Annotated in this window: 10 protein-coding genes; 6 read left to right on the plus strand and 4 right to left on the minus strand. The window is 62.4% G+C overall.

Annotated features, from left to right (window positions below):
- Positions 1-3: 3 nt before the first annotated feature.
- From opgC to nadC, 4 genes are all read left to right on the plus strand, one after another.
- Positions 4-1,119, plus strand: a complete 1,116-nt coding sequence (opgC, locus tag JHW44_RS09460) for an OpgC domain-containing protein (RefSeq protein WP_089344642.1) — start codon at positions 4-6, stop codon at positions 1,117-1,119.
- 161 nt (positions 1,120-1,280) lie between these two features.
- Complete coding sequence (gene nadA, locus JHW44_RS09465) at positions 1,281-2,333, plus strand: quinolinate synthase NadA (RefSeq protein ID WP_089344641.1); 1,053 nt, start codon at positions 1,281-1,283, stop codon at positions 2,331-2,333.
- A 13-nt stretch (positions 2,334-2,346) separates the two neighbouring features.
- Entirely contained in the window at positions 2,347-3,909 is a 1,563-nt protein-coding gene (locus JHW44_RS09470; RefSeq protein ID WP_089344640.1) for an L-aspartate oxidase, read from the plus strand.
- The gene (gene nadC / locus JHW44_RS09475) at positions 3,906-4,757 is read left to right on the plus strand and encodes a carboxylating nicotinate-nucleotide diphosphorylase (protein WP_089344639.1); all 852 of its coding nucleotides are present in this window, start codon (positions 3,906-3,908) and stop codon (positions 4,755-4,757) included. The genes JHW44_RS09470 and nadC overlap by 4 nt, the downstream gene beginning before the upstream one ends.
- Before the next feature lie 12 nt (positions 4,758-4,769).
- On the opposite strand, the gene JHW44_RS09480 is transcribed toward nadC, so the two are convergent.
- From JHW44_RS09480 to trxB, 4 genes are all read right to left on the minus strand, one after another.
- Positions 4,770-5,933: an acetate/propionate family kinase gene (locus JHW44_RS09480; RefSeq protein WP_089344638.1), complete on the minus strand. Its 1,164-nt coding sequence runs from the start codon at positions 5,931-5,933 to the stop codon at positions 4,770-4,772.
- A gap of 72 nt (positions 5,934-6,005) precedes the next feature.
- Complete coding sequence (locus tag JHW44_RS09485) at positions 6,006-6,917, minus strand: glycosyltransferase family A protein (protein WP_089344637.1); 912 nt, start codon at positions 6,915-6,917, stop codon at positions 6,006-6,008.
- A 55-nt stretch (positions 6,918-6,972) separates the two neighbouring features.
- Entirely contained in the window at positions 6,973-7,911 is a 939-nt protein-coding gene (locus tag JHW44_RS09490) for a bifunctional sulfate adenylyltransferase/adenylylsulfate kinase (protein WP_089344636.1), read from the minus strand.
- A 190-nt stretch (positions 7,912-8,101) separates the two neighbouring features.
- Positions 8,102-9,100: a thioredoxin-disulfide reductase gene (gene trxB, locus JHW44_RS09495; RefSeq protein WP_089344635.1), complete on the minus strand. Its 999-nt coding sequence runs from the start codon at positions 9,098-9,100 to the stop codon at positions 8,102-8,104.
- A gap of 180 nt (positions 9,101-9,280) precedes the next feature.
- Here trxB and JHW44_RS09500 point away from each other — a divergent pair, with 180 nt between their 5' ends.
- A complete protein-coding gene (locus JHW44_RS09500) occupies positions 9,281-9,781 on the plus strand; it encodes an Lrp/AsnC family transcriptional regulator (RefSeq protein WP_089344634.1) in 501 nt (166 codons plus the stop codon).
- 8 nt (positions 9,782-9,789) lie between these two features.
- Positions 9,790-10,878 (plus strand): hypothetical protein, encoded by a 1,089-nt coding sequence (locus tag JHW44_RS09505; protein ID WP_089344633.1) that lies wholly within the window; start codon positions 9,790-9,792, stop codon positions 10,876-10,878.
- Positions 10,879-10,888: the final 10 nt, after the last annotated feature.

Genomic DNA, 10,888 nt, shown 5'->3' on the forward strand with positions numbered 1-10,888 from the left:
ATCATGAACCGCCTGATCGCCCTTGACATGCTGCGCGGCTATGCGCTGGTCTGCATCATGCTGGACCATATGCCGGTCTCCGGCCTGCGTGGCCTGACGCTGGCAAATTTCTCGATCTTCGACGCCGCCGAACTGTTCGTTCTGCTGTCGGGATTCCTGGTTGGCCTGGTCTGGCAAAGTGTCGAGCGGCGCGATGGCATGCGCAAGGCCCAATGGCGTTTTGCCCGCCGCGCCTTCGAGGTCTGGCGGGCCCTGGTGGTCGGCGGCGTTGTGATGGCCCTGCTTTCGGCAGGCCTGCTGGCGGTCGGCATGAAACATACCGCGATCTGGAACCAATATGCGGTCTGGATCATCGAAAACCCGCTTGGCTATCTGGGTGTTCTGGCGACGATGTGGCTGCAGCCCAATCTGCTGGATGTGCTGGCGGTCTATGTGGTGCTGATCGCCTCGGCGCCGTTGCTTGTGCCGGTGCTGAAACGCTTTCCGCTGATCTTCGCCATCGGATCGCTGATCCTGTGGTGGTTTGCCCCCGTTCTGAACCCGCTTCTGCCCAATCACAACAAGAACGGACTGCTGTTCAACCCGTTCGGCTGGCAGATGCTGTTCTTTACCGGTGTTGCCATGGGCCTGTTTCGCCAGAAATTCATGCCGGTGCTGCGGCGCCATCGCACCCTGTTGACCTCTCTGGCCACGGGCATGTTCCTGTTCGGAGCCACCATCGTCATCGCCTCGAAGATCGGAGAGCCAGCCCTGCCCCTGCGGCAGGCGCTGAAACAGGTCTATGGCAGCATCGACAAATGGCATCTGGACGGCACGCGCTATCTGGCCATTGTCGCCGCAAGCTGGCTGGTCGCGGTGCCGCTGGCCGACGTGATGGAGCGACTGGCCAGCACGAGACTGGGCGTGGGGCTGCAGCAGATCGGCCGGGGTGGCCTGTGGTCATTCCTGGCCTGCGTGCTGCTGTCCGTGCTTGGCGATGCCTTCCAGATGAATCCGCCCGATCAGGGGTTCCTGCGCAAACTGGTGGTGGACCTTTGGGCAATCTTGGCACTCTGGTGGGTTTCGGTCATGTGGCTGACCTATGGCGCACCCTGGCAAAAGCGCCGAAAGGCAGAATAATCCGGTTGCAACGTTCTAAATGACGTCGAGGAACATGTCATAATATTGCTAGATGGTCAGGTTTTCGGTAACTACCGCGCTCATGGTGCAAACAACCATGCACTGCCGGGACCAAGATTTCCCATATCCGCAGGGCCGATCCACCACGGGAGGACACCACTTTGCTAGACCTGACGGCCATTCGCGACGAATTGCAGGCCCATTACGATCTGAAACCGTCGCTCGAGCTTGCCGAAAGCATGTCCGACATTCATGCCCGCATGGACCGCGTGGTGCCCCTGCCCGACTGGGCGGTCGCGGCCCCCTATGTCGCCGCGATCAATCGGCTGAAGCAGGAACGCAATGCCGTCATCCTGGCCCATAACTACATGACACCCGACATCTATCACGGTGTCGCGGATGTCGTCGGGGACAGCCTTGCGCTGGCGATCGAGGCCACCAAGGTCAAGGCCGATGTCATCGTGCAATGCGGTGTCCATTTCATGGCCGAAACCTCCAAGATCCTCAGCCCCGAGAAAACCGTGCTGATGCCCGATATGGAGGCCGGTTGCTCTCTGGCCGAAAGCATCACCGCCGAAGGCATCGCGGAAATGCGCGCCCGCTATCCCGGCGCAGCGGTGGTCAGCTATGTGAACACCACTGCCGAGGTGAAGGCGGCCTCGGATATCTGCTGCACCTCTGCCAATGCCGCCCAGATCGTCGGCGCGATGGAAGGCGACACGGTCATCATGACGCCGGACAAATATCTGGCACAGAATGTCGCCAAACAGGTTCCCCACAAACGTGTCGTCTGGTGGGACGGGCGCTGCATCGTGCATGAACGCTTTACGCCTCAGGATCTGCGCGATTTCCGCAGCTGGCATCCGGATCTGAAGATCATCGCCCATCCCGAATGCCCGCCCGACGTCGTGGCCGAGGCCGATTTTGCAGGCTCGACCGCCGGAATTCTCGAGTGGGTCGGGCGCGAGCGTCCGGCGCAGGCAATGCTGGTGACCGAATGTTCGATGGCTTCGAACATCTCGGACGCGCATCCCGAAGTCGATTTCCTGGGGCCGTGCAACATGTGCCCTTACATGAAGAAGATCACGCTGGAGAAAATTCTCTGGTCGCTGCACAGCATGACCGGCGCGGTCGAGGTCGATCCCGCGATTGCCGCCGATGCCCGTCGTTCGGTCGAGCGGATGATCGCGCTGTCCCAGAAGCTTGCAGCCTGAGGACAGACCACAGGTGCATCAGATCAACACCAACCGCGTCGTGATCGTGGGCGCCGGGCTTGCGGCGCTTTACGCGGCGCTGAAGCTGGCCCCGCGTCCGGTCCTGATGATTTCGCCCGACCCTCTGGGCGAAGGCGCCAGTTCGGCCTGGGCACAGGGCGGTGTTGCCGCCGCCATGAGTGGCGATGACAGCGCAGAGGCCCATGCAAGGGATACGATGCGCGCCGGTGCCGGCAGCGTCGATGCCGAAATTGCCCGCATGGTCACCGATGAGGCGCAGGCGCATATCCTGGACCTGACCAGCCTCGGCACGCCTTTCGACCGTTCGGCCGATGGCGGATATGTCATGTCGCGTGAGGCCGCGCACAGCTTTGCACGCGTCGTCAGGGTGAGGGGCGATCAGGCAGGTGCGGAAATCATGCGCGCCCTGATTTCCCAGACCCGCGCCACACCCTCAATTCAGGTGCTGGAAGGGGTCGTCGCGACGGGGCTGATCCGACAGGGCAATGCCATTGCCGGTGTCTCCATCGCCAAGAGCGAAGGCTCGGCATCGCTGGCCCTGCATGCTCCGGCGGTTCTGCTGGCGGGCGGCGGCTCGGGCGGGCTGTATGCGATCACCACCAATCCTCCCCGCATCCGGGGCGAGGTCATCGGCATGGCCGCACGCGCGGGGGCGGTGATCGCGGATGCCGAATTCGTCCAGTTCCACCCCACCGCGATAGATTGCGGGATCGATCCCGCGCCGCTGGCGACCGAGGCCCTGCGCGGCGAAGGTGCTCATCTGCTCAACGCGGCAGGCGAACGTTTCATGCCTGCGGTCCATCCCGATGCCGAGCTTGCCCCCCGCGATATCGTGGCCCGCGCCATCTATGCGCAGACACAGGCCGGTCAGCGCCCGATGCTGGACACACGCGACTGTCTTGGCCCGCGCATCCTCACGGAGTTTCCCGCCGTGGCCGAAGCCTGCGCCAAGGCGGGCATCGATCCGGTCACCCAGGCGATCCCGGTGGCCGCTGCAGCGCATTACCATATGGGCGGCGTAGCGGTCGGGGCGAATGGCCGCGCCAGCCTGGAAGGGCTGTGGGTCTGTGGCGAGGCTTCCTCGACCGGCCTGCACGGTGCCAACCGGCTGGCTTCGAATGGCTTGCTCGAGGCGCTGGTCTTTGGTCGAATCTGCGCAATGGATATCGCCGACAGCATTGCACCATTCGAGGATGAGGCCGAACCCGTCAAACTGCCCGAACTGCCCGTTGCACCACTGGCCCGCGACGATCTGGTGCAGGAATTGCGTCAGGCCATGACTCGCGGTGCCGGCGTGCTGCGCAACGCGGCAGGGCTGCAACAGACCTTGGCCACCATCGCCCGGATCGAAGCTGCCCAGCCCGGTTGCGATGCGCTGTTGAACATGACCGCCACCGCCACGCTGATCTGCGCCGCCGCATATGAACGGCGCGAAAGCCGGGGGGCGCATTGTCGCGACGATTTCCCCAATGCGGCGGAACCCGCGCGCCGCAGCCGGATGACATTGCAACGCGCGCTTGCCCTGCGCGACACCCTGCTATCGGAGGTTTCATGACCACGCTGCCCGCCCTGCCCGACATGATCCTTGAACCGCTGGTGCGCTCGGCGCTTCTGGAGGATCTGGGCACGAATGGCGATATCACCACCCGGACGGTCATTCCTGCCGGAACCCATTACCGGGCACGGATCGTGGCACGGCAATCCGGCATCGCCTCGGGGATGCAACTGGCACGAATCGCGTTTTCGCTGGTCGATCCGACACTGAAGATTACCGTCATCCGCGATGACGGCAGCGAATTTGCCGCTGGCGACGAACTGGCCATCATCGAGGGCGATGCGGCCTCGATCCTGTCGGGCGAAAGGGTCGCGCTGAACTTCGCGGGACGGCTTTGCGGCATCGCCACCATGACTGCGGCTTTCGTCGCGCAAACCGCAGGCACTGACACCCGCATCACCTGCACGCGCAAGACCACACCCGGGTTGCGCATGGTCGAAAAACAGGCGGTGCTGCATGGCGGCGGCTTCAGCCATCGCTTTTCACTGTCCGATGCGATCCTGATCAAGGACAACCATATTGCCGCTGCGGGGGGCATCAGACCGGTCCTGCAATCGGTCAAGGCCCATGCCTCGCATATGATGCGCGTCGAGATCGAGGTCGATCACCTCGACCAGCTGCAGCAGGTCCTGGACGAAGGCGGTGCAGATGTGGTCCTGCTGGACAACATGTCCACCGAAATGCTGCAAAAGGCCGTGGCGATGAACGCCGGGCGGCTGGTGCTGGAGGCATCAGGCAACATGCGGCTGGAGCGCATCGCCGAAGTCGCCGCGACCGGGGTCAATTACATCTCCTCGGGCGCATTGACGCATTCGGCCACGACGATCGACCTGGGGCTGGATTTCTAGCGCGCTCCGCCCCTATGGGGTTTCGGGGCTACCTTGCCGGTCAAGCAGGTTGAAGACCGAACGCGCGATGACCAGTTCTTCATTGGTTGGGACGACACGCACCACGACCTTGCCATCCGAGATGACCGGGTCGTTCCGGCTGTTGGCCTCATCCTGCAACGCGATTCCCAGCCATCCCAGATCCGCGCAGACCTTTGCCCGCAGCGCGGCCGAGTTCTCGCCGATGCCGCCGGTAAAGACCAGGCAGTCCAATCCACCCAGAACTGCCGCCATGGCACCGATTTCACGGCGAATCCGAAAGGCGAAATAGTCAATTGCCTGCTGGCTTTCCTTGGTGCCGGAGTCCTGCAGAACCCGCATGTCATTCGACAGGCCCGACAGCCCCTTCAGCCCGGACTCCAGATAAAGCAGATCGCTGATCTGCTCTGCGCTCATCCCCTCTTGCTGGAACAGATACAACACCACGCCGGGATCCAGCTGGCCGCATCGCGTGCCCATCGGCAGCCCGTCCAGTGCCGAGAATCCCATGGTCGAACTGACCGAATGTCCGTCGCGAAGCGCACAAAGCGAGGCCCCGTTTCCCAGATGAGCGACCACGCAGCGTTCGTGGCCGTCCGGGTCGATGCGGGCCAGTTCTTCAGCAATATAGCGATAGCTCAGCCCGTGAAATCCATAGCGCCGGATTCCCTTGGCGTAATATTCGCGCGGCAGGGCGAAGGCATCATTCACCCAGGGGTGCCCGCGATGGAAGGCAGTATCGAAACAGCCGATCTGCACGGCCTGGGGAAAGGCAGCCATTGCCGCGCGAACCCCGGCCAGATTATGCGGCTGATGCAAGGGCGCGAAAGCTGAGAGCTGCTCAAGATCGCTCAGGACAGCCTCGTCCAGCAGAGCCGGCGCGTCATGTTCCGTACCGCCATGCACGATCCGATGTCCGACGGCAACGATATGTTCGGAGGCGACCTCTTCCAGAATGGCGCGGATCCCGGCAGCGTGATCGATCGGGCCCAGATGGCGGAAGTGCCGGGATTCACCATGTCCGACCGTAAGGGTGGCGTCATCGCTGCCAAGCGCGTCGACATGGCCCGAGAGACGCAGAACCGGAGATGTGCCCGCGTGATAGACCGAGAATTTGATCGTCGCTGATCCTGCATTCAGCGTCAGAATGTTACTCATGCTGTCCCTTTCGGTTCATGCGCCCCTGCCCCTGCATTTCCGACAGGGTGTCCTGGGCCGATGATGCCTAATTTATCCCGTCTTTCCATATGGCGCGCCCATGGTTTCCAAGAGGCTCTGAACTTCGGGCAGTTCCTCTTGCTGCTGAGGTGGCAGGCGATCAGGCCACAGCCCATGGTTCTGGCGGAAATATTCGATGGTCAATGTATCGGCCTTGCGCCGATCATGACCCTGACAGACAAAGTCGCGCAAGCCTTCCAGACAATGCGCGTCATGCGTGGCTATCGGCGGCGGACAGTCCGAGATGAGCCAGATTGGGTGATTGTTGCGCAGCAGATGCCCTGACAGCCAGGGGTCGTCGACGGTCCACAGGACATCGGGAATATGCCAGGCCTCCTCCGGCAGGAAATCGGGGCGGATCATCGCGCCACGATAGCCTTCAAGGATATCGACATAGCCACAGCTGGCAAAAGGTCGCGCAGGCCGCCATGCTCCAAGGCTGGCAGCGCGGCGCATCCGGTACCACAGGTCACGGCGGAAACGCTGCGCGCGCGGATGATGCGCCGGATCATGGCGCGGGAAATATTTGGTCCCATTGGGTCGGTCTTCCAGATGGTAGCCCTTCTGAACCAGGCAGGCATCGGGATGCGCGGGGCGGGCCGCCAGAAAACGCGCGGCCCAATCGGGATCATATTTCTGATCATCGTCGCAGAAGATCAGCTCGACATCCTGCCCGCGCAGATCACGGGCCGCGGGCAGAACCTTGGTGGCCGGGCCCATATCCTCATCCACCAGAATCAATCTGACACCTTTGGGCATCTGCGGAATATCCGACCGGGCCAGCGGGAACCTGCGATGGCTGCGGGGCAGATACAGCCTGATTTCATCGACCGGCGCGCTTTGATTCAGCAGATCGTCCAGCGTCGGCTGAATCCTGTTCAGACGCGGCGGGATCGTCGTCAGAGAGATCACCAATCCGGTCATTGTCTCCTGCCTGACGCGAAAGCTGCTGTATCCGGAACCGGCGATTTCATGAATTTCATGTTTCCAGACCGATCACCGTTACTCCGGCCTCGCCGTGATACTGCTGAAACAGCCTTTGCGCAGCGTCATAGGTGGCCTTGCCCTGCACCGCCCCGCTGCAGACGACATGCGTGGCTCCATGATTCCTGCGGACCAGAGCATGCCACAGCACCTCGCGCGGGCCGGCCATCCGCGTTGCCAGATTCAGCGCCGAAGGCTCGACATCCGGTCCCGTCCAATCGTGGGCCACGCGCAAGAGTTCATCGGCCTGTGCCGGGGAGGCCATGCCGACAATCGGCTGGATCAGCAGATCAGCCTGCGCTTCCTGCGCCACGCGGGATATCCGCGTCAGACCGTCGGGTTCCGGCAGATCAGCGGGCTGCACGGCCAGAACCTGCGTCCAACCCAGATCTCTGAACCGGTGGCGCAGTTCATTCGGTGTCCGGCAGTCAGAGTGAAACCCGCATGATGGCCGCTGAAGTCCCTTGACCTTGCCACCCAGATAGACTGGCCCGGCGCTATCGATCAGATAGCCGACACCGGGATGAGAGCGGTCTTCGGTTCCATGAAGCTGACGAGCCTCGGCAAGTTTGTCCGGGACCCATTTGTCCGTGACCGACATGATCGCCAGGACGGCACCCTTCGGATCCTGCAGGGCGATATCCCTGCCCGGTTCGATCTGGCGGGCAAATTCATCCGAGACATCAAGCGTGACCGGTATCGGCCAAAGATGCCCGGACGCCAGATGCATCTCGGCCAGAACGAGATCGTAATCCGCCTGTGTCAGGAACCCTTTCAGCGGATAGAAACCGCCATTCATCAACAGTTCCAGATCGCAAAGCTGGCGTGCCGTCAGCACCCAGCCGGGCAGGCGCGCGGCCTCTTGCGTCAATGCCGCTGCCGCTTCGGGCGACACATAAAGCTCGGGGATGGGAAACTGGTTGGGTGTCGTCATGATCGGATGCTCGTCAGTTCAGGACACAAGACGAAACCGCTTTGCACGAAGCGATGCAGCTTGTGCCATCATGACTAGACGCGCCGCTCCGGACACACAAGCGCGACGCCACCGGGCCTCTGCGGGAATACGCCGATCGGGAGGGCCCCGAAAGGACGGGGGCGGCACGACTTGCCGCCCGCGCCCCGCTTCAGCCCGCCGTGGCGTCTGCGGGCAATTGATCCTGCGCCGCATCAGGGGCACCGGCCTCGTCCAGCGATGCAAGATAATGTTCCGCATCCAGCGCGGCCATGCAGCCCATGCCGGCGCTGGTCACCGCCTGACGATAGACATGGTCGGTCAGATCGCCAGCGGCAAAGACGCCGGGGATCGAAGTGCGTGTCGAACCAGGCTCGACCTTCACATAGCCGCCATTGTGCAGTTCCAGCTGATCCTTGACCAATTCGCTGGCCGGCGCATGGCCGATCGCGACGAATACGCCATCAGCGGCAACCTGCCGCGTGGAACCGTCCTTGGTCGAGGTCAGCACCGCGCCGGTGACCCCCATCGGAGATTCCGTGCCCAGAACTTCACTCAGTTCATGATCCCAGATGATCTCGACCTTCGGGTTCTTGAACAGCCGCTGTTGCAGGATCTTTTCGGCACGCAGGCTGTCACGGCGATGCACCAGCGTTACCTTGCTGGCGAATTTCGTCAGGAACAGCGCCTCTTCCACGGCGGTATTGCCGCCGCCGATCACCAGAACCTCGCGATTGCGATAGAAGAAACCGTCGCAGGTCGCGCAGGCGCTGACGCCAAAGCCCTTGAATTTCTCTTCGCTCGGCAGACCCAGCCAACGTGCCTGTGCACCGGTCGCCAGGATGACCGCATCTGCCGTGACACGCTTGCCGCTGTCACATTCGGCCACGAAGGGACGCTGCTGCAGATCAAGACGGGTCACCATGTCGGTGACGATATCGGTCCCCATCTGGCGGGCATGCTCTTCCATCTTGACCATCAGGTCCGGCCCCTGGATTTCCGTTTCACCGGGCCAGTTCTCGACCTCGGTGGTGATGGTCAGCTGTCCGCCCGGCTGCATGCCCTGAATCAGCATCGGGTCCAGCATCGCGCGTGCCCCATAGACGGCGGCGGTATAGCCCGCAGGACCAGAGCCCACGATCAAAAGTTTCACATGTGTGCTGTCAGTCATCAGCCAATATCCCCGATCTAGCTTTGGCGGCTTAGGTAAACCTTTGGCGGCTTAGGTAAACATCCCGAAGCCCCCGCGCAATGCCTGCGCAGGACAAGCTATCCACAGAAACAATGTTGCGCGTCAGGGGCGCACATTGTAGTTTCCGGCAAAATACAAGACCAAGGGGTAACGGGCAGCATGGCCGGCGCAAAATTGGACGAGATCGACCGCAAGATTCTGGCCGAGCTGCAGGGCGACGGCCGGATGACAAATGTCGAACTGGCGCGGCGTGTCGGGATCTCGGCCCCGCCATGCCTGCGCAGGGTCCGCACGCTGGAAGAGCTGGGCTTCATTCGCGGCTATCATGCGGATATCGATTCGCGTGAATTGGGCTTTGAAGTGCAGGTGTTCGCGATGGTGCGGCTGGCCTCTCAGTCGGAACGCGATCTGTCCGCCTTCGAGGCACTGATCCAGAACTGGCCGCTTGTGCGCGAATGTCACATGCTGAATGGCGAGATCGATTTCATCCTGAAATGCGTCTCGCCCGATCTGTCGACCTTTCAGCGCTTCCTGACCGATGACCTGACTGCCGCGCCCAATGTCGCCAGCGTCAAGACTTCGCTGGTGATCCGCGCCGCCAAGGACGAACCCGGCGTGCCCTTCGAAGTGGTCGAGGCCCGCATCCGCGCGGCGGGATAGCCCCCGCCATGCTGCCTGCCGGATCCCTGCTGACCGGGTCCGGCCCGGCATCACCCGCCCCGCGCCGGACGGGATTTCACCGGATTGCCGATGGCCTGCGCAGGATTGCCCGTCTTACCCTGTTGCTCTGGGCAGTGATCACGTTGTCCGCAACGGTATGGGTGCTGTCGATGAACCCTTTCCTTCACCCCTATGTCGAACGTGGAGCGGCTCAGGCGAAATTGCGGATCGAGGCGGCAATCGCGCGGCAGGTAGATCTGGAATGGCTGACACCACGCATCGAAGCGGCCCTGGACAAAGGCGACGTGCAGGATCTGGAGTTGCTGGTCGGGCTGGCGCAGGAACATGACATCACCCTGCCCGAAACCCTGCAAGCCCGTGTCCAGACAAGCCGGGAAGCGCATGAAGGCCTGTGGGCCACCATGGCAGATTGCGGGCGCTGCATGGCTGATATGGAGGCCTGCCCCAGCCTGACCATGATTTCGGCCTGCAACATCCCCTTCGAACTCTCGCCTGCGGGCGATGTGGCCGCGCTTGGCCGTCAGGCCAAGGCCACGATTGCCGGAGACGAGGTCGATGAAGTCGAGGCTGCGCTGGCCGCTATTGGTCTTGTCGCCACCGGATCAAGCCTGATCAGCGCCGGCAGCACCGTGCCGGTCAAGACATCGGCCACGTTGCTGCGCAGCGCACGGCGCGCCAGGGCCCTGACGCCGGGAATGCGCCGGGCCCTGCACGCGGCGGCCACCGGTGCGCGGCCTGCACAGGATCTGCAACACATCATGTCCGATATCTCGACGGTGGCGCGATCGACATCGATGGCAGAGGTCATCCCGCTGCTGCGCTACGCCGATGATCCCGCCGACCTGCGCCGCATCGCCGGTCTGTCCGAGGTCACCCGAAAGGACACGCGCAAGACATTGAAGGTTCTGGGCAAAAGCAAGAGCCTGAAACTGCTGCGCCGGGTCAGCGATCTGGTCATGTTCGCTGTCGGACTGATCGGTCTGGTTCTGGGTCAGATCGCCGCACTTGCCGCCGTCTTGTTAAAACTGGCGCTGCGGCAAGCCCTGAAAACAAGAAAATCGTATTATTCCAGGTAACTACGCAGAA

The organism is Paracoccus seriniphilus (assembly GCF_028553745.1).
GTDB classification, from domain to species: domain Bacteria; phylum Pseudomonadota; class Alphaproteobacteria; order Rhodobacterales; family Rhodobacteraceae; genus Paracoccus; species Paracoccus seriniphilus.